Source organism: Chryseobacterium sp. UF-290, assembly GCF_058245615.1.
This window is the reverse complement of the sequence record NZ_JBSICB010000013.1, coordinates 1-26,082: the sequence shown is the minus strand read 5'-3', so window position 1 is coordinate 26,082 and position 26,082 is coordinate 1. Positions and strand designations below refer to the sequence as shown.

Below are 26,082 nucleotides of genomic sequence, written 5' to 3'. Positions count from 1 at the left end.
AAGCAACAGGACATGACGTATAAAGATGTATTTTTTAATGATTTCCTGTCAAGATCTATAATTATACAGGACATCTAAGGTGTTAATAGAGATGATCTGTTTTCATGTTATTACGTTTTTTGCAAAAGTATTATTTTAGAGTCACATTCAGAAGAATTATTTAATAAATTTTAATAACAACTTACTAATAATTAGATTTCTACCAGCATTTACAGTGCTAAATTGCCCTATCAATAAAGTGCAGCAATGCCTACTATCTTCCCTGATATTTTATCAAAATTGCATTATCAGTCTGAATAAATTCTATCTTAACTGATTCATCTTTTTACTTAAGAGGGATCTGATCTTTTATGTCAATAGTAATTGCTTCTTTTTTGTTATTTCGGATAATAAGATCATAAGTACAGGCTTTCTTTCTCCTGATAAGAAGAAAACAATTTTTCGCTTGTCTTATTATCATTGATAACTTCTTTACACGCACTTATTCTTTTGCCATCACCAAGAGTTATGCTTAATGGGTCATCAATCTGAAATCTGATCAGGATTTATTCTGGTTTCGGCTTTTGAGAAAAATGAAAGATACTGAAAAAATGAAAAATAAGTTTCGTCCCATGGTTTGTTTTTAGTTTTTATTAAAAGGCTATCTTCAAATATACACTAAAAACACTATACCATAAACAAATCAGAAGCAATTCCATCAGCCATAAACCAATGCTTCTCAGGAATTTTTAAATGGTCATTTTCAATGATGAGAATACCTTCTTGCATCTTAGGTTTTATTTCTCTCTGAAAATGCTCCAACACCTTATCTGAAAATTTATTCTTTAAGCTTTCAAGATCCACTCCCCAAATAGTACGTAAGCCGATCATGATCATTTCATTGAACTGATCTTCCTGGGAAAGGATTTCTTCTTCTTTTGCCAGCAGCTTATCATTAAGCTTTTTAATGTATTGTTGATTATTGGCAACATTCCAGCTTCTGATATCAAATCCGTTATAAGAATGTGCCGAAGGTCCTATTCCCAAATATTCCTGGTACTTCCAATAAGCAGAATTATGCCGGGAATAGAATCCAGGTTTGGCAAAGTTTGATACTTCGTAGTGCTCAAAACCATGACCCTTCAAAAAATCTGAAAGATAGTAGAATTCTCTGTTCTGCTCCTCTTCTCTGGGGCTTTTCACTTTCCCTTTTGAAATCCAGTTTTCTAAAGCTGTTTTCGGCTCCACGGTCAAAGCATAAGAAGAAATATGCGGAACCTCCAGCGCTATGCTTTTGTTCAGGTTTTCTTTCCAGATCTCAAGATTGGATGTAGGCGAACCATAAATAAGATCAATACTCAGGTTTTCAAACCCGTAATCCTGAGCCCGTTTGATAGAGCTTTCTGCTTCTGATGCACTGTGGGCACGGTTCATCAGCTTTAAATCCTCCTCAAAAAAACTTTGTGTACCTATTGAAAGCCTGTTTACAGGAGTTCCCGCCAGCTGTTTTAAAAAGTTTTTATCCAGGTCATCCGGATTGGCTTCAAGAGTGATCTCAATATCTTTTTCAAAACTGAAATATCTCAAAACCTCATCCATTAAAGAATTAATTTCATCCACAGAAAGGATGGAAGGAGTTCCTCCACCAAAATAAAGCGACTTCAGCGTTCTGTTCTGTAACTCATCTTTCCGGAGCATAATCTCAGCCTTCATGGCACTAAGCATTTCATCTTTAAAATTCAAAGACGTTGAAAAATGGAAATTACAATAACTGCACTTTTGTTTACAGAACGGAATGTGAATATATATCATAAAAAAAGCTCTGAAAAAATCAGAGCTCAAATTTATTTAAATTAAATTGATTAATATCTAAATCCTCTAACATTAATAAAGTTATCGAAGTTATAACCAAGGCCGATCATGAAGCTATTTCCTCCATAGCTCTGAATATCAGATATCCCAAGGTTGTAAGTAGCTCCGATCATAAATTTATTGAATCTCACTTTTACAATTGGCGAGATGCTCAGGTTCTGGTTGTCAAATCTGTTCTGAACCGTTCTGTAGCTTACCCCAAAAGAGAATGCATTGATATCATTAGAGAATGTAGCCATAAGGTTCCAGTCGATCATTCTCGTTGAGTTTGTATTCAGGTTGATCAATGCTGACGGTGCTAACGTAATATTATCAGCAATATTCCAGTTATACCCTAAGTTTAAGAAGAATTTGATTGGTGAAGGCTCGTAGTTGTTTACGATAGAAGCATCATTACTTAATGCGATATCGTTTACGGAAACACCCCCGAAAAGGCCTCTGTACGTAGCAGCCAAACCGAAGTTGGCATACACCATGAAGATGTTACTTTCTTCTCCTCTTAATAACGGATCCCCTCCTTCCTCAGTATTGATCTTTGAATAATCAAAATTCATGTTATAAAAGTTAACACTTGTACCGAAAGAGAATTGGTCTTTTCGGTCTCCTTCACTGCTTAAAGGAATAAAATATGAAGCACCAGCCGTAATACCCCCTGCAGAAATAGGCCCGTTACTGTCTCTGAATACGGAAATACCAGCACCTACTCTATCAAAGATATTCGCATTAATCCCGATTGACTGTACATTCGGAGAATTACTGAATTTTGAAAATTGTTGTTGATAATTGGCGTTGAGCTGTACGTAATCTGTTTTTCCGTATTGAGCTGGGTTGAACAGGAACTCACCATCCAAAAGATATTGCTGATAGTATGGTAGTGATTCTTGTGCTTTGTATGCATTTGACAAAAGAGCTAAACATACGATAGCATATAGTTTTCTCATAACAAATCTTGATTTCAATTCAACAAATATAAAAAAATTCTCAATATATTTTTAGTTTTCCAAATAATTTCTCCATTTTTTTACAGCATCCGCCATATCTTTGGGCATTGGGCTCTCAAAATATAATTCCTTTTTTGTCGTGGGATGTATAAATCCCAGGGTATGGGCATGAAGAGCATGTCTGGGCAGAATTTCAAAAACATTTTTAATGAACTGCTTATATTTGGGAAGATTCACGCCCCTTAAAGGCGTATGTCCCTCGTATCTTTCATCATTGAACAAGGTATGCCCGATATGTCTGAAGTGAGCCCTGATCTGATGCGTTCGCCCTGTTTCAAGCTTACACTCTACCCAGGTCATATATTTGAAACGCTCCAATACCTTATAATGGGTCACCGCATGTTTTCCCTGGCTGCCGTCTTCATATACGGACATCTGCATCCTGTTCTTAGGATGTCTTCCGATATGTCCTCTGATCGTTCCTTCATCTTCCTGAAGATTTCCCCAGACAAAAGCCCAATACAGTCTTTTTGTCGTTCTGTTGAAGAACTGCTTGGCAAGAAAGCTCAGTGCATATTCATTCTTGGCGATCACCAGAAGTCCTGAAGTATCTTTATCGATCCTGTGAACAAGCCCTACCCTATCAAGGTCAGACTTTTCACCATTCTTTTCAAAGTGATAGGCCAACGCATTGACCAGTGTTCCGTCCCAGTTTCCGAATCCGGGATGTACAACCATTCCGGCTTCTTTATCTACAACCACCAGATCATCATCTTCATATATGATATTGACAGGAATGTCCTGAGGGATAATCACATTTTCTCTAGGTGGATGCGTAAGTAAGACTGATATCTGATCTCCGGGCTTCACACGGTAGTTCTGCTTTACTGCAGCTCCATTGACTATAACGTTTCCAGCCCTGCAGGTCTGGGAAATTTTATTCCTTGAAGAGTTCTGTCTGTATATTAAAAGGAATTTATCAATTCTTAATGGCTCCTGCTTATTGTCAACAGTGATGTTCAGATGCTCATATAGTCCCTTATTTTCCTCATCAATATCGATATTTTCAATACTGTTGGATTCTAATAATTCTTCATCTAAAAAATCTTCGTTATCTTCTGACATTGTTTTATATTTTTTACACAAAAGGCTTCAACATTTTGAAGTTGAAGCCTGTATTTTTATTATTAAGATGGTCTTATTCCACGACTACTTTCTTAGCTTTTGGCTTTTGAGCAGGCTGTTGTGTTGTCGTTGTCGAAGCAGCCGGCTTGGCAGTGCTTCCTGTGGAAGTATTACCTGTAGAAGTTTTAGGCTTCTCTGTTTTCTCTGTTCCCGAACCTGCCGGTTTAGGGGATGTAGTCTGAACCTTAGGAGCTTCAGTCTTTGGCATCTCCACTTTTGGAGTTTCCCTTTTAGGTACCGGAGCAGGGGCAACCGGTGCCTCATAGATTGGTTCACTGTGAACCTCTTCATATCGTACAGGTGGCAAAGAAGTGTCTACCTTCATACGATAGATAGAATTCAGCTGCTCCACCTTAGCTCTGAGCTCTGCAGGAGTCCGCTTACTTGCCCACAGGTCGATCTGCATTCCCTGGTCACGCACATCTCCTGCTGCTGGATCCTGATAATAAATGATATCAGATTCATCCTTACTTCCGTCTTCATGCTCTACCAGTCCTACTTCAAACATACTCTTGGCAATAACGACTCTCGCTTCCTTTACGGAAAGCCCCACTACATTAGGAATGGAGATATTTCTCATCGGCCCTGATCCAACCACTACATCAATAACGGAGAATCTGGGTAAACGGGCACCCGGACTTACAGCATTTCCTTTATATAAAATTCTTAAAAGCGCATCTTTCTGAATACTCGGTTCATAAATGGTATCCCCGATCTTAAGACCTACCTGATCCAATCTCTGGAATGCCAGTCCGGAATATTTATTGATAACATCAGGAACAGCGATCTGAGCCCATGTTCTGGGATTTACTTTAAGACGCACCGTTCTTCCGTCCTTTACACGGGAACCTGGCGCAGGATAGATCTGTAGAACCTGAAATGGTCTGTATTTAGGATCATAATTGGCACTGTCTACTTCATATTCCAAACCTGTATCATCTAATATTTTAACAGCATCATGTACAGATTTATTGACAACGTTGGGAACAGGTATTTCCTGACCGTGATTAGTATGGTACTCCAACCAGCGAAATGTGAGCCATACCAACCCCACAAAAACACCGATGGCTATTACTAAATTCAGTAAAACTTTCCAATTGAAAAGTGATTTAAGCATACTTAAAAATACTTTAATTATAACGGCAAATATAGCTAATAATTTTAGAATGGGCTTTTTATTTAACACAATTCACTTTTGATTTTAAAATTTCCCGATTTCCCTTATTGCATTACATAAAATGATTAAATTTGCCTTAATTGATACTATATGGTTATGAACAAAAAAAGTGTTGCCGTAGTAATGGGAGGCTATTCTGATGAATATGTAGTTTCTTTAAAAAGCGGACAGTTGATTTATGATTCTTTAGACAGAAATCTCTATGATGTATATAAAGTAGTAATCCTTAAAGATGAATGGTATTTTTTAGGTGAAAATGATAAAAAATATGAAATCAACAGAGGGGATTTTTCTGTTATCTTAGATAATGGCGAAACATTAAAGTTTGACGTATGCTTCAATATCATCCACGGAACTCCTGGTGAAAATGGTATTCTGCAGGCATACTGGGATGCGATAGGACAGAAATACACAGGTTGTGGTTTCTACCAGAGCGCCCTTACCTTCAATAAAAAAGATACGCTCGCCGTATTATCAAAATATGGGATCCCTTCCGCTAAAAGTATCTATTTAAGAAAAGGGGAAGCCATCAATGTTGATGAGATCGTAGCAGAGCTTAATCTTCCGCTCTTCGTAAAGCCTAACCAGTCCGGATCTTCGCTGGGAATTTCAAAGGTGAAAGAAAAATCTGAACTGATCGCCGCCACTGAAATGGCATTCAGGGAAGATGATGAAATCCTTATTGAAAGTTTCCTGAACGGTATGGAAGTTTCCGTAGGCGTTATCGACTTCAAAGGAGAAACTATTGTATTGGGAATCACAGAAATCGTTCCTACCAATGAATTTTTTGATTATGAAGCTAAATACGAAGGAGCCTCAGAGGAAATTACCCCTGCCAGAATTGATGAAGAAACCACAAAAAGAGTGGAAGAAATTGCAAAAAGAGCATACGATTCATTGGGTATGAGTGGTTTTTCACGAAGCGAATATATTCTAATGGACGGAATTCCTTACATGCTTGAAATGAATACCAATCCAGGATTCTCCCCTGCAAGTATTTTGCCTCAGCAGGCAAGACACTATGGAATTTCCATTATGGATCTTTGTGGAAATGAAGTTGAAAAAGCGCTTAATAAATAAATTAGAAGTTAGAGATTAGAGATTAGAAGTTAGAGATGGGATAAACCCATACATAGCTCATAACTCATAATTCTTAATTCAAAATCATAACTCGTACAACATGAAAATTGCTGTTTTCCCGGGGTCGTTTGACCCGATTACTCTAGGACATTACGATATTATAGAAAGAGCGGCTCCGCTATTTGATAAATTAATTATTGCTATCGGGCAGAATTCCCAAAAGAAATACATGTTTCCTCTGGAAAAGAGAATGGAATTCATCCAAAACTCGGTAGCGGAATTTCCCAACGTAGAAGTAGATTATTTTGAAGGACTTACCGTTGATTATTGCTTTGAAAAAAACGCCCAGTATATCATCAGAGGGCTGAGAAATCCTGCCGATTTCGAATTTGAAAAAGCAATCGCCCACACCAACAGAACTTTGGCCCATAAAAAATTAGAAACCGTATTTTTACTAACTTCATCCGGAAAATCTTTCATTAGCAGCAGCATTGTAAGAGAGATTATTAATCACGGAGGTGAATACGAACTATTGGTTCCGGAGTCTGTGAGAGTAGAAAGATAAATACATAAGTGATGAGTAATAAGTGATTTGACAGAGCAGATTTCGGGAACGGACCAAAAACTCTTTTATCATTAGAGCACTTTCGTCATTATCATATTCAGACGATATTTCAATAATAGGAAAGCAAATTATTTGATTGACAATTTCTGTGTCCAGAGCAAGATCTGAAAAAGAGAAATTTGCAAAATGTTGAAGAAATTGATAAAACTCAACTTTGACTTGAAATTATTGAAGAATTAGAATATGTAAGTCCTGAAAAAATTTTACATTTAAAAGCAGAATGTGAAGAACCTGTAAAAGTTATGACCTCATATAAGTTTAAACGATCTCAAATTTAAATGGCATAATTTTTATTACTCATTGCACATTACTCATCACTTATAATATATGCACGAACAGTTCAATTTTGCCATAGAAGTCCTTGGAACTATTGCGTTTTCCATGTCGGGAAGTTTTGCAGCGATGCAGAAGCGCCTTGATCCGTTCGGGGTACTTATTATTGCCTTTGTAACTTCTGTGGGAGGAGGAACTGTAAGGGATCTCCTGCTCGATATTCCTGTATTCTGGATGCATGATCTTCTGATGTGCGGTCTGATCCTGGCTACCAGTATCTTTTCCATGGTATTCAAATCCCTTGAAAAAAACTTTAAAGTCACCCTGTTTATTTTTGACAGTTTCGGACTTGGATTGTTTACCATTATCGGAGTTCAGAAAGGATTGAATGCCGGCATCCACCCTATGATCTGTATTGCATTGGGTACGATAACAGGATGTTTCGGAGGGATCATACGGGATATATTGCTCAACAGAATTCCTTTGATTTTCAGAAAGGAGATCTATGCAACAGCGTGTATAGTAGGAGGTGCGGCATTTTTACTGATGACTCAATATACTCCGCTATCCTATACTTTTGTGCAGATCTTTACCATTTTGCTGATTGTCGCTATCAGAACTCTGGCTGTAAAATACCATTGGCAGATCCCTAAATTTTATGGATATGATCAGAACTCAGAAATGTAGATGCTGTAATGATCAAAATTATTTTAGCCTGAGCTTGGAAATGAAGATGAATACAATTGATTTTCAGATGTTTTCCGGACCTCAAGAACTTCCTTCTCCCAACCTCCAGCTTCCCTATCCAACTTAAAATCCCAAACTCAGGTTATTACAGATATAAAAAAAGCACCCAATGCCGGGTGCCTTTAACTCTTATATTTTTCTTTCTTAGAAGAATTTCCCTCTCTGTCTCATATTGGGATTATGCATATGCTTCTGCATAGATGGCATTTTCAGCTGGTCTTTCATCATTTTGATCTGATCGGTCATCATTCCTGCGCTGTCTAATCTTTTTGCTTCTTCCAGTAGCTTCTGTCCTTCCTGTTTTCTTCCTTTGGAAATAGCTGCCGCGGCAAGATTTAAAGTAGCCATAGCTCTGTCATGCTTCATATTCAAGCCATATTCCAATGCTTTTTTCATCAATGGTTCCACTTTAGTCGGATGATCCTGAGCCTGTGTCAATCCAAGGAGATAGTGAAAATATCCGTATTGAGATTTGTGAAGCTGTGTCTGGTAGTCTGTTATTTTTGTCAGCCATCCTACGGCTTTTTCCATATTCTGTTTTCTCAATTGCCAGAATGCCAAAAGAATATATTCATTTTTAAAGAAAAGCAGGATCGGAAATGCAGCCAAAAGAAAAATCACAATACCCCAACCAAGATTTCTTGTGAAAATCATCAGATAAAGTCCTAGTAGGATAAGAAATGCTGCTACTGCAATTTTTATGTACTTATTCATTATTAAATTTTAGAAGTGCAAAGATAAATAAATTAGAGGTTAGAAGCTAGAAGTTAGAGGCTAGAATTCCTAATAACTATTCGCTCTTAATTCTTTCAAACGTTTGGAAACAGAAATCGTAACCGTTTTTCTCATCTTTTTCATGACAGATCTCGTTCGTTTTTTTCCAGATCTTTTCATCTATTTTTGGAAAAAACGTATCGGCCTTAAGGTCTGCCTTCACCAAAGTAACTTCAAGTCTGTCCACAATATCCATAGTTTGCTCGTAAATGTTTCCGCCGCCGATAATAAAAACTTCTTCATCGATCTTTTTAGCAAACTTTACCGCTTCTTTCAGGCTTCCTACAATAAGGATTCCCTCTTCAAACCAGTCTTTCTTTCTTGAAACAACAATATTCGTACGGTTAGGAAGCGGTTTTCCGATACTCTCGTATGTTTTTCTTCCCATGATCACCGGATGTCCTGAAGTAATCTCTTTAAAATGTTTTAAATCTTTAGGAAGATGCCAAAGCAATTGGTTTTCAAAACCAATCTCATTCTTCTCTCCCATTGCCACCACTATTGTTGTCATTCAAATATAATTTTCTACAAAATTAGCACATAATTTGTATATTTGATTAGCACAAAAAATTTAAAAAAAATAAACTATGAAAAATAAAGGATGTCTGGGCGCCGGAACTATTGGTATTGCCCTCCTTATTATTGTTGCTGTTCTCTTCTTCTGGGGAAAAAGCGGATATAACAGCTTTGTAGACAAAGAGCAGACAGTGAATTCAAAATGGTCTAACGTAGAAACCGTATATCAGAAAAGAGCGAATCTTATTCCTAACCTGGAAAGAACGGTAAAATCGTATTCAAAATTTGAGCAGGAAACCCTGACACAAGTTGTTGAAGCGCGTTCTAAAGCAACTTCCATCAACATTGATCCTACCAATATGACAGATGCTGATATTGCAAAATTCCAGGCTGCACAGGGTGAATTATCCGGAGCATTAAGCCGGTTGATGGCTGTAGTGGAGTCGTATCCTAACTTAAAAGCAGACCAGCAGTATATCAACTTCCAAAGAGAGTATACAGCAATTGAAAACAGTATCAGAACAGAAACTGTTTATTATAATGATGCTGCCAAGGACTACAACACCTCTATTAAAACATTCCCAAACAATATTTTGGCGAATTTTACCAATTTTAAAGAAAAACCTTATTTCAAAGCTGAAGCAGGAGCTCAGAAGGCCCCTGAAGTATTCAAATAATAATGGGTAATTACCTTACAAATCAACAGATCGCTTCCCTTGTGGAAGCGATTCGGTCAGCAGAAGACCATTCTACAGGTGAGATCAGAGTTCATATCGACTCTAATACGGAAAGCCGTGATGCAAAGACCGCATTTGAAGTTTTCAAAGAACTCTGTATGGACAAAACTGCTGATAGGAATGCTGTGCTCTTTCATGTCAATTTTGAACAAAAATACCTGACCATCATTGGCGATGTCGGGATTCATGCTAAAGTACACCAATCTTACTGGGATCATCTGCATGACTATATTACTGCTGAATTTGCCAAAGGAAATTATTATCAGGCATTGAAAAGTGCCATTCTGGAAACCGGCCTTGAACTCAAAAAATATTTCCCTGTAGAAGGTGAAAACCCAAACCAACTCCCGAATGAAATTACGTTCTCTTAAAATAGTATTTTCATTTCTGCTGATCTGCTTTTACACTTTTGTATCAGCACAGTACACCATTCCCGAAAAACCTGCAGTTCTCTATCCTGTTTTTGATGAAGCCGGACTTCTTTCTCAACAGGAAAAAGATGCCCTTAATAATAAGCTGATCAAATTTGCCGATTCTACCTCAACGGAAATTGAAGTAGTGATCATCAGGTCTACGAAGGGCGAAGATGTCAACTTTCTGGCAACCATGTTCGGTCAGAAATGGAAGATCGGAAAAAAAGGAGTAGACAATGGCGTTGTTTTCCTGATTGCTACAGAAGACAGAACAATGTCTATTCAGCAGGGACGGGCAGTTGAACAGTATCTTACAGCGTCAGTTGCCGGACAGATCCTGGACTATATTGTAACTCCAAATTTCAAAAAAGGGCTTTGGTATGAAGGGATCAACGGTGGAACCTCAGCCATTATGGAAGCTGTGCAGGGGAAATTCAAGCCTGCTCCCACTACGGCACCTTCCGGTGACGGAAGTGCATTAAAAGTACTTATCATTGCTTTTGTTATTTTCATCATTATTGCCATTCTCTTTGGCAACAGAGGCGGTGGACGTGGTGGCGGAAATTATGATGACGATGATGATGTGATCATCACACGCAGAGGACGTAGAAATTATCCCGGTGGCTTCTTCCCATTCCCTGGTGGTTTTGGAGGAGGCGGCTTCGGTGGTGGAAGTTCCGGCGGCGGTGGCGGCGGATTTGGAGGCTTCGGCGGTGGCGGAAGTTTTGGAGGTGGTGGTGCTTCCGGAGGATGGTAACCTAATAAGCAATCTTGACATATACCAATAGATCAGGCCTTAATGGCCTGATTTTTTATTTAAAAAGCTATAATAACATCAATTCTTTGATTTTTCTTAACATCAAATTGAATTTTACATATTAAAAAATTAATAAACCAGCATAAAACCCACCTTTTATTCAATATTTTTTTATTATATTTACTGAAAACAGGATTGATTATGAAGAAGACACTGGTAGTATTTGCACACCCCTATCTGGAGCACTCCAACTCGAACGTAGAGCTCATCAATTTCTACGTTCGTCACCAGCATTATACCTTAAGAGACCTTTATGAAGAATATCCTGATTTTCATATTGCCGCTTTCAGGGAAAGAAAACGTCTTAAGAACTACGACCGCTTCGTTTTCCAGTTTCCATTGATATGGTTCGGAATGCCTCCCCTTCTCAGATTATGGATCGATGAAGTTTTTGACAGGGATTGGCTTAAAGAAGAAGAATACAATCCATTGGAGGGAAAGGAAGTTTACATTCTTATAACGACCGGAGGAAAAGAGAGATCTTTCAGTAAAACCGGCACCTATCAGTATACGATCGATGAGCTGATCAGCGGACTGATCGTTTCTTTAAGGGTTTTCAAAGCAGACATCAAGCACATCAAGATCGTATACGAGGCTAATAAGCTTTCTAAAAAAGAAATTATTTTACATAAAAAGGAATTTGCAGAACTACTCAATCAATAGCATATGGAATCCAGCTTAGCGATGAACACATTAATTTTTCTGGGGGTAGCCATTATTATGGTTCCATTGGCCAGAAAACTTGGATTGAGTTCTGTGATCGGCTACATTTTAGGAGGGATCATTATAGGTCCTTATGTACTCAGACTTACAGGGAATAATGTAGGTGACATTATGCATGCCAGTGAGTTTGGGGTCATTATGCTTTTATTTCTGGTAGGTTTAGAGCTTGAGCCCAGGAAGTTCTGGGAAATGCGGAAGAAAATAATGGGACTGGGGCTCTCTCAAATGCTTCTCACCATTTTTTTACTCTTTGTGGTATTTATCAGTGTAGGATGGCGGATCGATAAGGCATTTGCCGTTGCCATGTGCTTTGCCTTATCCTCTACGGCTATTGTTCTGCAAACATTACAGGAAAAAAACAGCTTTAAAACCACAGCAGGAGAAGCCTCATTCTCAACATTGCTGTTTCAGGATATTTCGGTCATTCCCATTCTGGCTATTCTCCCTATTGTTGCCAACTATAAAGCGAAGCACCATGATAATGAAATTCAGATCCTGATCCAGAAGCTTCCTGAATGGCTTCAGGCGAGCACCGTGATCCTGGGAGTAGTACTGTTAATCTTACTGGGAAGATATGTATTTGTTCCTTTTTTGCGCTATGTTTCAAAATCAGGAATGACAGAGCTGTTGACAGCCTCTTCTCTGTTTCTGGTCATTGGCGTTTCTGAACTAATGGTCGTTATCGGCCTTTCTCCTGCACTGGGAGCCTTTCTCGCAGGAGTAATGCTGGCCAACAGTGAGTTCCGGCATGAGCTGGAAGCTCAGATCGACCCGTTTAAAGGATTGCTTCTGGCCGTATTTTTTGTCAGTGTAGGCTCAACGATCAATTTCAATATCATTCAGGATGATCCTTTATTTATATTCAGTACTGTTTTTGCAGTGCTGCTGGTCAAATTCATTGTTCTGTATGCTATCGGAAAGTTTTTCAGAATAGATACGCCACAGAGCTTTTTTTATGCCTTTGCTCTTTCGCAGGTAGGAGAATTTGCTTTTGTATTGATCAACTATGCTTCGGATCTTTATCTTCTAAGTCCGGAACTGAACGCACAATTGATGGCTGTAACCGCTATTACAATGTGCATCACTCCGATTCTTCTGATCATTAACGACCGGTTTATCACTCCGAAATTCATCAAAGAGATTCCTGAAGAGGACCATGACTTTAATATTCTTGGCAGTGATGTGATCCAGAAGAAAATCATCATCGTAGGATTCGGGCATTTCGGAAGTACTGTGGGACGTCTTTTAAAAGCCAATAAAATATCAGCCACGGTTTTGGACAGAGATTCAGACCGTGTAAAGCTGCTGAGAAGCTATGGTTTTAAAGTATATTATGGTGATGCTACCAGAATTCCGATTCTAAGGGCGGCAGGCATTGAAGATGCTGAAATTCTGGTGTTATGTCTGGATGACCCGAACGATAATAAGTTTATTGCAGAACTCGTCCGTGAACATTATCCTGATGTGAAAATTTTTGTAAGGGCCAAAAACAGAATAGATGCCTATAATTACCTCAACAATGGGATCAATCATATCTATCGTGAAACCCTGGGAACAGCTGTTGACATGGCCATTGATCTCCTTCATGAAACCGGAATGAGAAAGTATGCAGCAAGACGTCTGGGGCAGCGGTTCATGGCTATTGATAAAGATTCGATCAGAAAGCTGGCCAAACTGAAAGAGGACGATGATATTGCTTTGTTTACAACAAAAGAGCTCCTCCAGCGTGAGGAGGAGCTATTGGCTTATGATAATCTTAATTTTGATAACCGGAATTGGGAAGGTTCTTTATCCACCGATGGCGAAGAGGAAGATGAAGAAGAATCCCAGGATTGATTTATTGGATGCTTACACTTCCGCCGCTGCTTTCTTCTTTGCTGACGCTTTTGAGCTCACCTTTTTTAGTAATATTAACGCTTCCGCCGGAAGAGGCTCCTGCCCTGACAGAAGAAACAGCACTGATATGAACGCTTGCTCCGCTTGAAGCATCAGCTTCCACATTATCTGCAATAACGTCTCGGGCTGAAATACTGCTGCCTGAAGAAGCACTGATATCTGCATGTTTGGCTTTTCCTGAGATATCCAGAGAGGATCCTGATGAAGATTCAATATCAAGATTCACAGCCCAGATTTTCCCGCTGAAGTTACTGCTGCTGCTTATGTTGATATCCATGTCATTGGCTTCCAGGTCTCCGGAAATACTTCCTGCACTTGAAACTTCGATATCTGTTTTTTCTTGGGTAAATTTATCTTTTACTTCAATTTTTGCAGCTGAATCGGCAAGGAGCTTCTTAAAGTCTTTCGCATAGATCTTTGCGGTAACTTTGTGAATATTCATCACTCTGATGCCCGGTTTATAATGAATATGCAGCTTTCCGCCTTCATTATCCACAAGAATTTCATTAATGATATTCTGAGGGGCAGAAATTTCAACTTTCTCTGTTTCCGACTTTATGATTTCAGCTTCTATAGCCTGGGAAACCTTGATCTCATCAAAATCCCCACTGAATTCTTTATGCTGTATCGGGCCACTGTCTGTAGTCACCACTTTCTCTACCCAACTTCTTTTTTCTCTGTTCTTTTTCTCATGTCTTTCATTACATGAGGCCAATACCACTAAGGCTGAAAGAATAAAAAGGCTCCTTGTTTTCATATTTATTTCTTTTATCGATTATTTTTTTTGATATCTTATTTAAATGACAACTAATGTATGAAAAATATTACATTCCTTACGAAAATACTAAGATTGTATACAATACCAGCTTTAAAAATAATTTCAGTATATCTATTGATCATGATAGGCAAAATCCAAAGAAAGTGCATATCTGTTCGTTTTATTAAATACATCAGCCAAAGTGCGCTCCATGATGCAAGTTTTTAATATCTTTATGCTTTAATAACAACTATATTTATGAAGAAAATTTCATCGGTATTATTAATTTCTGCCTTGGCGTTCAACCAATCTTGTACTACAATGAAACAGACCGATACTCAACAGGAGCTTCCTGCCCCTGATCCATCCTTATCTTCAAATCCTTTTATGAAGAAGAGCAAGCTTCAGTACGAAGCTCCGGAATTTGACAAAATCAAAAATGAGCATTTCAAGCCTGCCTTTGATTTTGGTTTAAAGCAACATGAAGCTGAAATTGTAAAAATTGCCAATAACCCGGCTGCACCTACTTTTGAAAATACGATCGTCGCATTGGAAAAAAGTGGTGAGGTATTGAGAAGAGCGCAAATTGTATTCTCTAATCTTACCAGTGCAAACACCAATCCTACATTACAGGCTTTGGATGAAGAATATGCTCCTATTTTTGCAGCTCATTCCGATAAGATGTACCTGAATGAAAATCTTTATAAAAGAATACAGTCCATCACAGAAGACGGACTTGATCCTGAAAGTAAAAGGCTTGTTCAGTTTTATAAACAAAACTTTGAAATTGCAGGCGCCAATCTTTCTGCAGCTGATAAAGAAAAACTGAAGCAGATCAATCAGGAACTGGCTTCTCTTTCCACCCAATATGCGAATAAATTGCTGGAAGCAAGAAAGCAGGGAGGAGTTTTCTTTTCTGATGCAAAAGAACTGGACGGCCTATCGGCGGATGAAATTGCGGCCGCCGCAGCTGATGCCAAAACAGCCGGGCAACCTGGAAAATACCTTCTGGCCTTACAAAATACGACACAACAGCCTCTTTTACAAAATCTAAAGAACAGAGCTACCAGAGAAAAGCTTTTCAAAGCTTCATGGACAAGAGCTGAGAAGGGAGATGCCAACGATACGAGAGAAACCATTGAAAAGCTGGCTAAGCTCAGACTAAAGAAAGCTCAGATATTAGGTAAAAAGAATTTCGCAGAATGGAAACTTCAGGATCAGATGGCAAAAACACCTGAAGCCGCTATAAAGCTGATGAATCAGATAGCAACTCCGGCAGTGGAAACAGCCAGACGTGAAGCAAAAGATATCCAGGATCTCATCGATCAGCAGAAAGGAGGCTTCAAAGTAGAGCCGTGGGACTGGAATTTCTATGCTGAGCAGGTAAGGAAGGCCAAATATGACCTTGATGAAAGCGAAATAAAACCTTATTTTGAAATCACAACAGTTCTGGAAAAAGGCGTTTTCTTTGCTGCCGAAAAATTCTACGGGCTGACATTCAAAAAAAGAACAGATCTGCCGGTTTATCATCCTGATGTAGTTACTTATGAAGTTTTCGATCACGATGGAAAGTCTATCGCTATCTATTATCTGGATTTCTACACCAGAGATTCCAAAAACGGAGGAGCATGGATGAGTAATTTCGTTGAGCAGTCTTATCTTATGGGCACAAAGCCTGTGATTGTCAACTGCTATAATTATCAGAAACCGGCGCCGGGAAAACCTTCATTAATCAGCTATGATGATGTTTCAACGATCTTCCATGAATTTGGCCACTCTATCCACGGAATGTTTGCAAGCCAGAAATACCCCTCTCTTTCAGGAACCAACGTACCGAGAGACTTTGTGGAGTTTCCATCTCAGATCAACGAGCATTGGGCTTTAGATCCTGTTGTTCTGAAGAACTATGCTGTTCATTATGAGACAAAGCAGCCTATTCCGCAAGCTTTGGTAGAGAAAATCAAAAAGGCGGCTACTTTCAATCAGGGTTATATGACCTCTGAGTTGGTTTCTGCTGCAGCCCTGGATATGGACTGGCATACAGTAACCAATGATAGCCAGCTTATTCCTGTCCTGGATTTTGAAAAGCAATCACTGACTAACCACGGATTCACTTTGGCAACAGTTCCACCAAGATATCACACTCCTTATTTCGCCCACATCTGGGGCGGTGGATATTCAGCAGGATATTATGCGTATCTATGGTCTGAAACATTGGATAATGATGCATGGGAATGGATCAAAAACAATGGTGGATTAACCAGAGAAAATGGTGACCGTTTCAGAAAGCATATTCTTTCTGTAGGGAACTCTGTAGACCTTAACCAGGCATTCAGAGATTTCACAGGACATGATCCGGACATCAAACCTTTATTAAGAAACAGAGGGTTTATTAAATAAAACAACAGGAAGCATTCTTTAAAGAGTGCTTCTTTTTTATCCTTTATTTTTCACACAGATTAAAGTGATTACGCAGATTATTTTATATCAAACATATGCAAGATCTGCTCAAGAAGCAAGAAGCAACAATGAAATGCAATCTCTTGTATGTTACGGCTGAAGCCGAAGGATTTATTTAACCTGAGTTCGGGATAAGAAACAAAGGTTTAAGTCAGGAAGCTGGAAGAGGGAAGCTGGAAGTTAATATTGGACAAATAATTTCTGGTAGTTATTGTAAAGCTTGATGAAGTACTTCTTAAAACATGAATGAAATTGATTTTCAGCTCTTTTTAAACCTCAATAACTTCTTTCTTCCAGCCTCCAGCTTCCCAATCTTATTTTCAAGCAAAGTGCCCTATCCCGAACTGAGGTTATTTATTAATTTTTTAAATAGGCTAAAGCCCGTTTCTATTGATATTTACTATTTTTGTGGCATTAAATTTTAAATAAAAAAGATGGATTGTCCCTGTTGTTCAGGAAAAACCTATGAAAACTGCTGTAAGCCTTATCATACCGGAGAAAAACATGCTCCTACCGCCGAAGCACTGATGCGTTCCCGGTTCTCGGCTTTTGCCATTCCGAACGGAGAGTATTTGATGGAAACTACACTTCCCGGAAAACGGAAATTCCATAATAAGGCAGACCTTCAGGAATGGGGTGAGATCAACCAGTGGACAAAGCTGGAAATCATTCAGACTCCCGCTTTAAATCATGTAGAGTTTAAAGCTTATTATACAGATCAGGACGGTCACCCGCAGATCCATCACGAATTTTCGGTTTTTCAGAAAATGCATGAACGCTGGTATTATGTTTCAGGTGAATTTTTAGACTAATCATATGAAGAAGAGCTTTATTTACACAATGCTGTTTCTGCTTTGCAGTTTCAGTTTTTCATAACCTACTACAAAATATAGTATGAAAAAGATATTAGCAGGTATCAGCCTGATTTCGCTTACAGTAAGCTGTAAAAAGGAAGCCGCATCGTCACCGGTGGAAATCAAAAAAGATTCCACTCAACAGAAGATCCTGAACCAGAAAGCGGAGATCAGCGATTTTAAAGAAGCACAGCAAGTGGAGAATATCCATGATGTTCCTTTTGAAGTCTACTCCAGGATAGATTCCGTATCGTTTTATACAGAGCCGAAAGCAGATGCTAAAGTCTTAAAGATCAAAAATGACAAGCTGAATAATTATTACGGATTTAATGACCTGAATGATTTTTTTGAAATTCACTATACAATAGCGTATCAGCCTAACAGGACAATCACCGCTTATGTTTCAAAGAAAGAATTTACCAAAGATTCCCAGCTCTCTCTGCAGGGAACCGACATAAATGAAATCAGAAGTTCTACGGTGAAAGGTATTGATGATTTTAAAACCAAGACATCCAGCACTTATGCGGTGATAAGCATAATTGATGAAGCATCTTACCTGCAGGCACAAAGCGAAAGCCTGAATGAGAGGATATCCCACAATCCGAATGTTCATTTTGATGGAAAAGCGTGGAGCCTGAACTTCTTAAAGATCAATCAAAAGGAAGTAGATGAAGAAGCGGAATATTCCAACCAGTATATAGGTTTTTCCCATGTTACCCAAAGAGAATTCTTTATGGGAGAGAACAATTACAACAATGATCAGTATTATACGGCTTACCGTTCTTCCAAACAGGATGAAGGAACAGCTTTTACAGGCTATCCGGCCATCAATACAACGCTGAAGCTTATTGCCTGTATCAACCCGAATAGTGATGTCGGTTCAGATTTTACCCTGACCCACTATAATCCACAAACGGACAGCTTTGAAAACCTGCTGTATATTAACTTTACAAATTTCAAAGTTGCTGACTCCAGATCGTTGATCTGGGTGACTTCAAAAACACTTTATTTTAAAGCCAATCACCTGAATACCAACACAACGGATCCGGCTCATAAAACAGAATATCTGAAAATAGAACTTACCGATAAAAGCATTTAAACAAATCAACCGCAGTATTAACTGCGGTTGATTCTTTTTTGTTTTAAAATGTAACTGATATTACAAAAATGTCCCACAAAACCGGACATTTATATTTTTTAATGGCCTTCTGTTCCGTCAATTCCGTGAGCATGACCATGTGCCAGTTCTTCTTCTGTCGCAGGACGCGTGTTTAAAACTTCCACCTGGAAATCCAAAACTTTCCCGGCCATTGGATGGTTAAGATCTGCCACTACAACTTCCGGAGTTACCTCTACCACGAATGCCTGAAAATTATTTCCCTGATTATCAGACAAAGGTAAAATAGCTCCAACCGGAGGAGTTCCGGATTCTTTAAACATCTCAATCGGCAATTGTGCAATAGCATCCGGTTGTCTTTCACCGTAAGCTTCTTCCGGTTGGATCGTAAAAGCTGCTTTATCGCCTGCTTTCAGACCAAGGATATTTTGTTCGAACTTTGGAATCATCATTCCCACACCGTACAAAAATGTAAGTGGATTTTCTGCTGTTGTCTCTTCTACAAGAATCTTACTTCCATCTTCTTCGATTGTGTGAAGTATGTACCTTACAGCTACAACATGGTTGTTTTCAATTGTCATATTTTTCTTTTTTTTCGTGAGCTGTTTCACGATTAATGGCACAAATATACTGTTTTTGAAATGATTGTCAGAGGAAAAGTGCTAAAAGAAAAATCTTAGGGCAATATACCGCTTTGTTATTTTCCGGGCTTTCTTTCGTCCCGTTTTTTCTGCCTTTGCACAAAGAGATATAAGCTTTCAACTTTAGTTCTTGCCCATGGGGTTTTCCTTAAAAACTTCAGTGAAGAACTGATGCTCGGATTGTCTGTAAAACATTTTATATTGATCTGCTCTCCCAGTTTCTCAAAGCCTTCGTAGTATGCTACCAATTCTTCCAGGATAGCATCTAGCCTTTTTCCGTGTAAAGGGTCTTTGGACTGCTGTTCCATTACTTTTTTCTGTAAAATTAATTTATTATAAGTTTATACGGAAATCCACAATGTCTCTTCTCCATATGTTTCTTACATTTGGTATATGAAAATTCTGCATACTGCCGACTGGCATTTAGGAAAACGACTGGACCGCTTTTCCCGGCTGGAAGAGCAAATTCTGGTCATGGAAGAGATCACGGGTATTGCTGATGAAGAGGATATTGACCTTGTCCTTGTTGCAGGGGATCTTTTTGATAATTTTAATCCAGGCGTAGAAGCCGTTGAACTTTTTTATAAGACATTAAAGCGCTTGTCTCTGAACGGTAAACGTCCTGTCATCGCTATTTCCGGAAATCACGACTCTCCAAATCTAATCAACGCTCCTGATCCGCTGGCCAGGGAATGTGGAATTATTTTAATAGGCCATCCCAAAGCTGAGATCGCTCCTTTCGGTACAGAACATTTCAAAATCACAAACTCAAAAGCCGGCTTTATAGAATTAATGATCGGAAGTATAAGTTTTCCTATAAGAATCCTGCACACTCCTTATGCGAATGAGATCCGTTTGAAAGAATATTTCGGGGAAAATAAAGAGGAAGAGATCAACAGGGTCCTTTCCCAAACCTGGAAGGAGCTTGCGGATGAGTTTTGTGATCCATCGGGAATTAACTTACTGACCGCTCATTTATATATGAATAAGAGAGAGGCAGAAATTCTGGAGGAACCTGAGGGCGAGAAACCTACCAGGATCGGAAATGCGGATCTGATCTTTTCCGACACTATTCCTGAACAGATTCAATATACAGCTTTAGGGCATCTTCATGGTTTTCAGAATATCGGAACAAAGGAAAGACCGGTGATCTATTCATCTTCTCCCTTATGCTACAGCTTTAGTGAAGCCGGGCAGACCAAATATGTTTCGATCATTGATGCTGAACCCGGAAAGGTGGTTTCCTATGAAAAAAAACCTTTGAAAAACGGAAGAATATTAGTCAGGAAGACATTTATATCCGTTGAAAATGCTGTTGAATGGCTCACTGAAAATCCCAATACATTTATTGAGCTGACCCTTGAAAGCGAAACGTTTTTAACAGCCGACGAAAGAAGACGGATCTACCAGGCTCATAATGGTATCGTTCACCTCATCCCAAAAGTCAAAAACAGGGAAATTACCGAACAGCAAAGCCATGAGATCAATCTGAATCAGAATATAGAAATGCTGTTCAAAGACTATTTTAAATCTAAAAACGGCGGCCAGGAAGCCAATGAAGAATTGATGAATTTGTTTAATGAAATTTTAAATGCCTAAGCTATGATTCCTGTTCAATTAACCATCGAAGGCCTATATTCCTATCAGGAGCGCCAGACCATTGATTTTAAAAATCTTACCGATGCAGGATTATTCGGTATTTTTGGTGCTGTAGGATCCGGGAAATCATCAGTTCTTGAAGCGATCTCGTTTGCTTTATACGGAGAAACGGAACGTCTGAATATGCGTGATAAAAGGGCTTACAACATGATGAACCTGAAATCAAACAGCTCTTATATCGAGTTTGATTTTATCAATTATGAGAATAAGCTGTATCGTGTTACCAGGGATTTCAGAAGAAATTCAAAAAAATTCGAAGATGTAAAGCCGAACAATGTTACTTTTTATCAGCATATTGATAATAAATGGGTTCCTTTGGATCATTCGAATGCGGAAACCATCATAGGTTTAAGCTATTCCAATTTCAAGCGGACGATCATTATTCCACAGGGCCAGTTCAAGGAATTCCTGGAGCTGGGAGCTGCGGAAAGAACGAATATGATGAAGGAAATCTTCAGTCTGCAGCGTTATGACCTTCAGGCCAATGTTTCTGCGCTCCATGTAAAAAACAGGTCCGAGCTGGACCAGCTTGAGGGACAGCTGAAGGGTTTTGAAGAGATCAATGAAGAAAAGATCCAGGCTCAGAAGGAGCTTTTAGCGGAAGAGCAAAAGAAGCTTGCAGCATCGGATGAAAGGCTGGAAAAGATCTCCAATGCTTATCAACAGCTGAAAAACTTAAAAAGTGATTTTGAAAGTTTAAAACAGAATAAGGAGAAATTCAGGATACTGTCTGAACAAAAGCCTAAGCTCGACGCCCTGGAGGCTCAAACAGATCTGTATGACCGCATTTTCAGGCTCTTCAATCCGCTGATTACCGAGAAAAACAAGCTTTTAAAGGAAATTACTGCAAAACGGAACGAAAGAGAACAACAGATCAAAACCTGGCAGCAAACTGAAAAAGCTTTTCATACGATAAAGGAGCAGCTCACCGCTCTTGAAGCTCAGTTTAAAGCATTGGAGCAATCCAGAATGCAGGAAAATGATATGAGTCTGATCATACAGATCCTGACGTTTTCTGAGGAGATCAAGGTCCTGAGAGAAAGAACTCAGAAAGGTTCTGAGAAGGTAAAGGAAGTAAGCGTCAACCAGGAGAAAATTCAAAAAAAGATCGATGAGCTTTCTAAACACCTTAAAATATTAAAGGAGCAGAAGCTTGATTCCGTTTTGCTTTCTGAGGTGGGGAACTGGTTTATTCAGCAAAAAAATTTAAAAAAATCACAGCAGGAACAGACTGAAAAAATTGAAAAGTTTAAGAAACAGACCAGGGAAATTGAAGAGGATCTAAAGCCTTTTGCCTATCATGAACATTTTAAGGAAGACTTTAAAATCAAGAAAGAAGCATTAGAAACAAAGAAAAAAGAGCTTTCCCGGAAACTGGATCATCTGAAGATACAAAAAGAGCTTTCCCGTTTTGCCAGTGAGCTTCATGACGGAGAAAACTGTCCTCTTTGCGGCTCCAGGGAACATCCGCATATTGTAGAAATTCAGGATGTACATGCAGAATTGCAGGAAGTACAGGAAGATATTATGGCCATTGATCAGGAAGTCCTCAAAATTCAAAAGCAGGAAGCTGACATTGAAAAAATTCTCGACCGGAAAAAGATCTTTGAAGAACAGCTTCTTTCGGAGCAGAAAGCATTGCTTCAGATCCAGAAAAATATTGAGGAACATATTCAGCAGTTTAATTGGAAGCCGTTTTCTCCGGATCATGAAGATGAGTTTGAGAAAAGACGTTCTGAATCTTTTGCTTTAGAAAAAAAGATTGAGGAAACTGACCGGAATATAGCACTGGAACGGGAAATCCTGGAAAAAGAAATCCAGCTTCTGGAGAAGTACAAAACCGCTCTGGACGATTTTAAACATAAAGAAATCAGCAAACAGGAACAGATCAATACCAGCCGCTCTGGTCTTAAGATACTCCACTGGAACCTGTATGAGCAAAAAACAGTAACAGAAGTTGAAGAAGCTTACCAAAAGCTGGTTTTATTCAATAAAGAAACGGAAGAAAATTATCAGAAGGCTTTACAGGAAGAAAAAATCCTTGCTCCCAGACTGGCAGAACAAAAAACGATTGTCACTCAATCAGAGAAACAGATCTCAGAGCTTGAAAAGGAGATTTCAGGAAATGAAGACAGCATTGCCAAAGCTTTGGAGGGGCAAAACTTCACTGACATTAAGGAGGTTGAAAATATTCTGATGCAGGAAATCAATATTGAGCGAAACAGAAGTGAGATCCAGCAGTTTAAGATTGATTTTGAAACTTTAAAGAAATTTATCGGAGAATTGAAATCAAAGCTGGAAGGTATTTCATTTAATGATGATCAGTTCGCTTTGACCGAAAAGCAATTCATTGAAGCTCAAAGCGAGCAGAAGCAGATCAGTGACTCCGTAGTAACAAAAGCTGCTGAAATAGGCCGCCTGGAAAAGGAATACATAAAGAAGGAAGCTCTTCTGAAAGAGCTCGCAAAGCTCCAGAAACGGTCAGAAAATCTGAAAGTGATGATCAACCTCTTTAAAGGAGCAGGTTTTGTACAGTATGTTTCATCTATTTATTTAAGGCAGCTTTGTGATCATGCCAACGTACGTTTCCATAGAATGACCAGAAATCAGCTAAGTCTGCAGCTGAATGAAAATAATGATTTTGAAATTATCGACTACCTCAACGAAGGAAGAAGCAGAAGTGTCAAAACGCTCTCCGGAGGTCAGTCCTTCCAGGTTTCCCTGAGCCTTGCACTGGCATTGGCAGAAAGTGTTCAGTCGAATGCACGTGCGGAAAAAAACTTCTTTTTTATCGATGAAGGTTTTGGAACCCAGGATACGGAATCCGTCAGTATTGTATTTGAAACGCTGACGAACCTGATGAAGGAAAACAGAATTGTGGGAATTATATCGCACGTTGAAGAGCTGAAAGAAAAAATTCCAACAGCACTCAACATTATCAAGGATGAAGAGAGAGGAAGCCTGATCGAGATTGTCTGATCATAAGCTTTAAAACTACAAAAGTCACAAGAGAATTTAGGCTGAAGCCAAGATTAAGGTGAACATTATGCTTTATAGAGTACCCATTAATTGGAAGCCTTTAATCTTCAAGTGTACTTCCTATACACAAATCTTAGCACTTAAAAATAGCTAAAGCGTTTAAAAACTTTTGCGACTTTTGTGGTTAAATACTATCCGGTTCAATTATAATCCCTGAATAACAGGCTTTACTTCTTTCCCGAATAATTCAATAGATTTCATCATCAGATCATGCGCAGGGTCTCCTACATCCATATGTCCGATGAATCTTGTGATCCCGAAAATTTCTTTCATATAAGCAATTTTATCCGCTACTTCAGCCGCACTGCCGATAAATAATGCTCCGTCCTTACTTCTTCCGCCATCATACTGCATTTTTGTATAGGGAGCCCAGCCTCTGGAAGCTCCTATCCTATCCATCTGAGACTTGTAGTTCAGGAAATATCCGTCTACCACACCCGTGTCATCACTCACAAAAGTATGCGAATGAATGGCAATCTGCATTTTAGACACATCATGTCCTGCTTTTTGATATTCCTGCTTATAAAATTCGATCAGGTTCTTAAACTGGATCGGCATTCCCCCAATAATGGCTACAACTAACGGCATTCCCAATTGTGCAGCACTCAGTACCGATTGTGGTGTTCCTCCTACAGCTCTCCAGATCGAAAGCTTCCCGTTATTTTTTGCTCTGGGATAAACGGTCTGATTCTGCATAGGAGCACGAAGCTTTCCTGACCAGGTGACATTCTCTTCAGAATTGATCTTTAATAAAAGTTCAAGTTTTTCATCAAAAAGTTCTTCATAGTCATTCAGAGAATAGCCATATAGCGGAAAGGATTCTATGAAGCTTCCACGGCCAACGAATATTTCCGCTCTTCCGTCTGAGATCAGATCCAGGGTTGAAAAGTCTTCATACACTTTTACGGGTTCCGAAGAACTTAAAACCGTTACTCCACTAGCCAGTTTTATATTTTTTGTAATGCTTGCCGCCGCTGCCAATACCATTTCCGGAGAGGAAACGGCATAATCCGCACGGTGATGCTCTCCCATAGCGAAGACATCAATTCCTACCTCATCCATGAATTTTACCTGCTCCAGTATTTCACGGATCTTAACTCCCGCATCTCTATATTTTCCGGTTGACTGATCAAAAGCCAGATCACCGAACATTCCTATTCCTAATTCCATATTGTTGATTTTAGTTACACAAAATTACGGTAACCCGGCATCAGAAACATTGATGTTTGTTAAGATCGGAGATATTCCGGATTATTAAAAATAACAGAAAAGAGAAAGGAATTTGCAGACAGATTTGTCACGAAGCCTAATAGTGAAAAAATCAGCTACAGAGACGGGTTTAAATTAATGTCCGGTTTCTGGGATCTCAGAAATCAAACCATGGCTCAGAACATCTATAATACTGCTGCAAAATATCCGAATAAGAAGATCGTTGTTCTGACCGGATTTTTACATCGGTATTATCTGTTGAAAGAGCTTAATCGACTGAACAAAGGAAGCTATGTGATCAAAGAGTTTTATGAGTAACTGATAATGTTTTTAGGGTACAAGGATTTTATCTGCGATAAAACTGAACACTGTATATTTCTCAAATATTATTTTTCATCTCCCACAGATTGCACAGATTACGCAGATTTTTTCATCAGCATCTGAGTAATCTGTGCAATCTGCGGGAAAATTTATCTTATTATTATGTTGCCACGAATGCACGAATAAAAAGATCCGTGTATTCTAAGACATGTGCAAATTATATCTTATTAAATTTACAAAAGGTTCCTCTCTTTTTACCACTGCAAATAT

Annotated in this window: 24 protein-coding genes; 14 read left to right on the top strand and 10 right to left on the bottom strand. The window is 38.9% G+C overall.

The genetic code is table 11. The features are described 5' to 3' along the window. Positions 1 to 666 precede the first annotated feature (666 nt). The 4 genes from hemW to AC4IF5_RS15035 all read right to left on the bottom strand — a co-directional run bounded on the left by hemW (position 667) and on the right by AC4IF5_RS15035 (position 5,094). A complete protein-coding gene (gene hemW, locus AC4IF5_RS15050) occupies positions 667 to 1,791 on the bottom strand; it encodes a radical SAM family heme chaperone HemW (protein ID WP_490735879.1) in 1,125 nt (374 codons plus the stop codon). Between the two features lie 50 nt (positions 1,792 to 1,841). Continuing rightward, the gene (locus AC4IF5_RS15045; protein WP_236857374.1) at positions 1,842 to 2,792 is read right to left on the bottom strand and encodes a PorP/SprF family type IX secretion system membrane protein; all 951 of its coding nucleotides are present in this window, start codon (positions 2,790 to 2,792) and stop codon (positions 1,842 to 1,844) included. Between the two features lie 51 nt (positions 2,793 to 2,843). Further along, the gene (locus tag AC4IF5_RS15040; protein WP_490735877.1) at positions 2,844 to 3,917 is read right to left on the bottom strand and encodes an RluA family pseudouridine synthase; all 1,074 of its coding nucleotides are present in this window, start codon (positions 3,915 to 3,917) and stop codon (positions 2,844 to 2,846) included. Positions 3,918 to 3,990: 73 nt separating this feature from the next. Then, the gene (locus AC4IF5_RS15035; protein WP_490735875.1) at positions 3,991 to 5,094 is read right to left on the bottom strand and encodes a PASTA domain-containing protein; all 1,104 of its coding nucleotides are present in this window, start codon (positions 5,092 to 5,094) and stop codon (positions 3,991 to 3,993) included. A gap of 156 nt (positions 5,095 to 5,250) precedes the next feature. Between AC4IF5_RS15035 and AC4IF5_RS15030 the strand changes: the two genes are divergently transcribed. The 3 genes from AC4IF5_RS15030 to AC4IF5_RS15020 all read left to right on the top strand — a co-directional run bounded on the left by AC4IF5_RS15030 (position 5,251) and on the right by AC4IF5_RS15020 (position 7,819). After that, positions 5,251 to 6,234 (top strand): D-alanine--D-alanine ligase, encoded by a 984-nt coding sequence (locus AC4IF5_RS15030; RefSeq protein ID WP_490735873.1) that lies wholly within the window; start codon positions 5,251 to 5,253, stop codon positions 6,232 to 6,234. Between the two features lie 100 nt (positions 6,235 to 6,334). After that, positions 6,335 to 6,799 carry a pantetheine-phosphate adenylyltransferase gene (coaD, locus tag AC4IF5_RS15025; protein ID WP_002983612.1) on the top strand — a complete coding sequence of 155 codons (465 nt, stop codon included), beginning with the start codon at positions 6,335 to 6,337 and terminating at the stop codon, positions 6,797 to 6,799. A gap of 387 nt (positions 6,800 to 7,186) precedes the next feature. Continuing rightward, positions 7,187 to 7,819, top strand: a complete 633-nt coding sequence (locus AC4IF5_RS15020; protein WP_490735871.1) for a trimeric intracellular cation channel family protein — start codon at positions 7,187 to 7,189, stop codon at positions 7,817 to 7,819. A gap of 204 nt (positions 7,820 to 8,023) precedes the next feature. Here the strand turns inward: AC4IF5_RS15020 and AC4IF5_RS15015 are convergent, their stop codons facing one another. Both AC4IF5_RS15015 and AC4IF5_RS15010 read right to left on the bottom strand, forming a co-directional pair. Further along, positions 8,024 to 8,593: a DUF2892 domain-containing protein gene (locus AC4IF5_RS15015; protein WP_490735869.1), complete on the bottom strand. Its 570-nt coding sequence runs from the start codon at positions 8,591 to 8,593 to the stop codon at positions 8,024 to 8,026. A gap of 76 nt (positions 8,594 to 8,669) precedes the next feature. Next, a complete protein-coding gene (locus AC4IF5_RS15010; RefSeq protein ID WP_490735867.1) occupies positions 8,670 to 9,164 on the bottom strand; it encodes a dihydrofolate reductase in 495 nt (164 codons plus the stop codon). 76 nt (positions 9,165 to 9,240) lie between these two features. Between AC4IF5_RS15010 and AC4IF5_RS15005 the strand changes: the two genes are divergently transcribed. The 5 genes from AC4IF5_RS15005 (at position 9,241) to AC4IF5_RS14985 (ending at position 13,695) form a co-directional block, all read left to right on the top strand. After that, positions 9,241 to 9,846 (top strand): LemA family protein, encoded by a 606-nt coding sequence (locus tag AC4IF5_RS15005; protein WP_490735865.1) that lies wholly within the window; start codon positions 9,241 to 9,243, stop codon positions 9,844 to 9,846. Between the two features lie 2 nt (positions 9,847 to 9,848). After that, positions 9,849 to 10,277 carry a TPM domain-containing protein gene (locus tag AC4IF5_RS15000; RefSeq protein WP_490735863.1) on the top strand — a complete coding sequence of 143 codons (429 nt, stop codon included), beginning with the start codon at positions 9,849 to 9,851 and terminating at the stop codon, positions 10,275 to 10,277. Then, entirely contained in the window at positions 10,258 to 11,076 is an 819-nt protein-coding gene (locus AC4IF5_RS14995; RefSeq protein ID WP_490735861.1) for a TPM domain-containing protein, read from the top strand. Before AC4IF5_RS15000 ends, AC4IF5_RS14995 begins: the two co-directional genes overlap by 20 nt. A 201-nt stretch (positions 11,077 to 11,277) precedes the next feature. Next, on the top strand, positions 11,278 to 11,799 hold the full coding sequence (locus AC4IF5_RS14990; RefSeq protein WP_490735859.1) for an NAD(P)H-dependent oxidoreductase: 522 nt from the start codon (positions 11,278 to 11,280) through the stop codon (positions 11,797 to 11,799). A gap of 3 nt (positions 11,800 to 11,802) precedes the next feature. Then, complete coding sequence (locus AC4IF5_RS14985) at positions 11,803 to 13,695, top strand: monovalent cation:proton antiporter-2 (CPA2) family protein (RefSeq protein WP_490735857.1); 1,893 nt, start codon at positions 11,803 to 11,805, stop codon at positions 13,693 to 13,695. Position 13,696: 1 nt separating this feature from the next. Here the strand turns inward: AC4IF5_RS14985 and AC4IF5_RS14980 are convergent, their stop codons facing one another. Then, positions 13,697 to 14,512, bottom strand: coding sequence for a GIN domain-containing protein (locus tag AC4IF5_RS14980; RefSeq protein ID WP_490735855.1), 816 nt, complete (start codon positions 14,510 to 14,512; stop codon positions 13,697 to 13,699). 258 nt (positions 14,513 to 14,770) lie between these two features. Between AC4IF5_RS14980 and AC4IF5_RS14975 the strand changes: the two genes are divergently transcribed. The 3 genes from AC4IF5_RS14975 (at position 14,771) to AC4IF5_RS14965 (ending at position 18,925) form a co-directional block, all read left to right on the top strand. Further along, the gene (locus tag AC4IF5_RS14975; RefSeq protein ID WP_490735853.1) at positions 14,771 to 16,912 is read left to right on the top strand and encodes a M3 family metallopeptidase; all 2,142 of its coding nucleotides are present in this window, start codon (positions 14,771 to 14,773) and stop codon (positions 16,910 to 16,912) included. 494 nt (positions 16,913 to 17,406) lie between these two features. Then, positions 17,407 to 17,784: a YchJ family protein gene (locus AC4IF5_RS14970; protein WP_490735851.1), complete on the top strand. Its 378-nt coding sequence runs from the start codon at positions 17,407 to 17,409 to the stop codon at positions 17,782 to 17,784. An 82-nt stretch (positions 17,785 to 17,866) separates the two neighbouring features. After that, positions 17,867 to 18,925 (top strand): hypothetical protein, encoded by a 1,059-nt coding sequence (locus tag AC4IF5_RS14965; protein WP_490735849.1) that lies wholly within the window; start codon positions 17,867 to 17,869, stop codon positions 18,923 to 18,925. Between the two features lie 98 nt (positions 18,926 to 19,023). On the opposite strand, the gene AC4IF5_RS14960 is transcribed toward AC4IF5_RS14965, so the two are convergent. Together AC4IF5_RS14960 and AC4IF5_RS14955 are read right to left on the bottom strand one after the other, a co-directional pair. Further along, positions 19,024 to 19,524 carry an FKBP-type peptidyl-prolyl cis-trans isomerase gene (locus tag AC4IF5_RS14960; RefSeq protein WP_490735847.1) on the bottom strand — a complete coding sequence of 167 codons (501 nt, stop codon included), beginning with the start codon at positions 19,522 to 19,524 and terminating at the stop codon, positions 19,024 to 19,026. A 116-nt stretch (positions 19,525 to 19,640) separates the two neighbouring features. Beyond that, complete coding sequence (locus AC4IF5_RS14955; RefSeq protein ID WP_490735845.1) at positions 19,641 to 19,892, bottom strand: VF530 family protein; 252 nt, start codon at positions 19,890 to 19,892, stop codon at positions 19,641 to 19,643. An 85-nt stretch (positions 19,893 to 19,977) separates the two neighbouring features. On the opposite strand from AC4IF5_RS14955, the gene AC4IF5_RS14950 reads away from it, so the two are divergent. Then, positions 19,978 to 21,183: a metallophosphoesterase family protein gene (locus tag AC4IF5_RS14950; protein WP_490735844.1), complete on the top strand. Its 1,206-nt coding sequence runs from the start codon at positions 19,978 to 19,980 to the stop codon at positions 21,181 to 21,183. A 3-nt stretch (positions 21,184 to 21,186) separates the two neighbouring features. Continuing rightward, positions 21,187 to 24,222: an AAA family ATPase gene (locus AC4IF5_RS14945; protein WP_490735842.1), complete on the top strand. Its 3,036-nt coding sequence runs from the start codon at positions 21,187 to 21,189 to the stop codon at positions 24,220 to 24,222. A gap of 204 nt (positions 24,223 to 24,426) precedes the next feature. Here AC4IF5_RS14945 and AC4IF5_RS14940 read toward each other — a convergent pair whose 3' ends face one another. After that, on the bottom strand, positions 24,427 to 25,452 hold the full coding sequence (locus AC4IF5_RS14940; protein WP_490735840.1) for an LLM class flavin-dependent oxidoreductase: 1,026 nt from the start codon (positions 25,450 to 25,452) through the stop codon (positions 24,427 to 24,429). Between the two features lie 210 nt (positions 25,453 to 25,662). Between AC4IF5_RS14940 and AC4IF5_RS14935 the strand changes: the two genes are divergently transcribed. Next, positions 25,663 to 25,809, top strand: a complete 147-nt coding sequence (locus AC4IF5_RS14935) for a hypothetical protein (RefSeq protein WP_490735838.1) — start codon at positions 25,663 to 25,665, stop codon at positions 25,807 to 25,809. Positions 25,810 to 26,082: the final 273 nt, after the last annotated feature.

What these genes read in the sequence shown, in the direction of transcription:
- AC4IF5_RS15015 (WP_490735869.1), bottom strand. Translation starts at nt 8,593, where the DNA reads ATGAATAAGTACATAAAAATTGCAGTAGCAGCATTTCTTATCCTACTA.
- AC4IF5_RS14945 (WP_490735842.1), top strand. Translation starts at nt 21,187, where the DNA reads ATGATTCCTGTTCAATTAACCATCGAAGGCCTATATTCCTATCAGGAG.
- AC4IF5_RS14935 (WP_490735838.1), top strand. Translation starts at nt 25,663, where the DNA reads ATGGCTCAGAACATCTATAATACTGCTGCAAAATATCCGAATAAGAAG.
- AC4IF5_RS14940 (WP_490735840.1), bottom strand. Translation starts at nt 25,452, where the DNA reads ATGGAATTAGGAATAGGAATGTTCGGTGATCTGGCTTTTGATCAGTCA.
- AC4IF5_RS14995 (WP_490735861.1), top strand. Translation starts at nt 10,258, where the DNA reads ATGAAATTACGTTCTCTTAAAATAGTATTTTCATTTCTGCTGATCTGC.
- hemW (WP_490735879.1), bottom strand. Translation starts at nt 1,791, where the DNA reads ATGATATATATTCACATTCCGTTCTGTAAACAAAAGTGCAGTTATTGT.
- AC4IF5_RS15010 (WP_490735867.1), bottom strand. Translation starts at nt 9,164, where the DNA reads ATGACAACAATAGTGGTGGCAATGGGAGAGAAGAATGAGATTGGTTTT.
- AC4IF5_RS15000 (WP_490735863.1), top strand. Translation starts at nt 9,849, where the DNA reads ATGGGTAATTACCTTACAAATCAACAGATCGCTTCCCTTGTGGAAGCG.
- AC4IF5_RS14960 (WP_490735847.1), bottom strand. Translation starts at nt 19,524, where the DNA reads ATGACAATTGAAAACAACCATGTTGTAGCTGTAAGGTACATACTTCAC.
- AC4IF5_RS15020 (WP_490735871.1), top strand. Translation starts at nt 7,187, where the DNA reads ATGCACGAACAGTTCAATTTTGCCATAGAAGTCCTTGGAACTATTGCG.
- AC4IF5_RS14965 (WP_490735849.1), top strand. Translation starts at nt 17,867, where the DNA reads ATGAAAAAGATATTAGCAGGTATCAGCCTGATTTCGCTTACAGTAAGC.
- AC4IF5_RS15035 (WP_490735875.1), bottom strand. Translation starts at nt 5,094, where the DNA reads ATGCTTAAATCACTTTTCAATTGGAAAGTTTTACTGAATTTAGTAATA.
- AC4IF5_RS15005 (WP_490735865.1), top strand. Translation starts at nt 9,241, where the DNA reads ATGAAAAATAAAGGATGTCTGGGCGCCGGAACTATTGGTATTGCCCTC.
- AC4IF5_RS14955 (WP_490735845.1), bottom strand. Translation starts at nt 19,892, where the DNA reads ATGGAACAGCAGTCCAAAGACCCTTTACACGGAAAAAGGCTAGATGCT.
- coaD (WP_002983612.1), top strand. Translation starts at nt 6,335, where the DNA reads ATGAAAATTGCTGTTTTCCCGGGGTCGTTTGACCCGATTACTCTAGGA.
- AC4IF5_RS14985 (WP_490735857.1), top strand. Translation starts at nt 11,803, where the DNA reads ATGGAATCCAGCTTAGCGATGAACACATTAATTTTTCTGGGGGTAGCC.
- AC4IF5_RS14990 (WP_490735859.1), top strand. Translation starts at nt 11,278, where the DNA reads ATGAAGAAGACACTGGTAGTATTTGCACACCCCTATCTGGAGCACTCC.
- AC4IF5_RS15040 (WP_490735877.1), bottom strand. Translation starts at nt 3,917, where the DNA reads ATGTCAGAAGATAACGAAGATTTTTTAGATGAAGAATTATTAGAATCC.
- AC4IF5_RS14980 (WP_490735855.1), bottom strand. Translation starts at nt 14,512, where the DNA reads ATGAAAACAAGGAGCCTTTTTATTCTTTCAGCCTTAGTGGTATTGGCC.
- AC4IF5_RS15045 (WP_236857374.1), bottom strand. Translation starts at nt 2,792, where the DNA reads ATGAGAAAACTATATGCTATCGTATGTTTAGCTCTTTTGTCAAATGCA.
- AC4IF5_RS14975 (WP_490735853.1), top strand. Translation starts at nt 14,771, where the DNA reads ATGAAGAAAATTTCATCGGTATTATTAATTTCTGCCTTGGCGTTCAAC.
- AC4IF5_RS14970 (WP_490735851.1), top strand. Translation starts at nt 17,407, where the DNA reads ATGGATTGTCCCTGTTGTTCAGGAAAAACCTATGAAAACTGCTGTAAG.
- AC4IF5_RS15030 (WP_490735873.1), top strand. Translation starts at nt 5,251, where the DNA reads ATGAACAAAAAAAGTGTTGCCGTAGTAATGGGAGGCTATTCTGATGAA.
- AC4IF5_RS14950 (WP_490735844.1), top strand. Translation starts at nt 19,978, where the DNA reads ATGAAAATTCTGCATACTGCCGACTGGCATTTAGGAAAACGACTGGAC.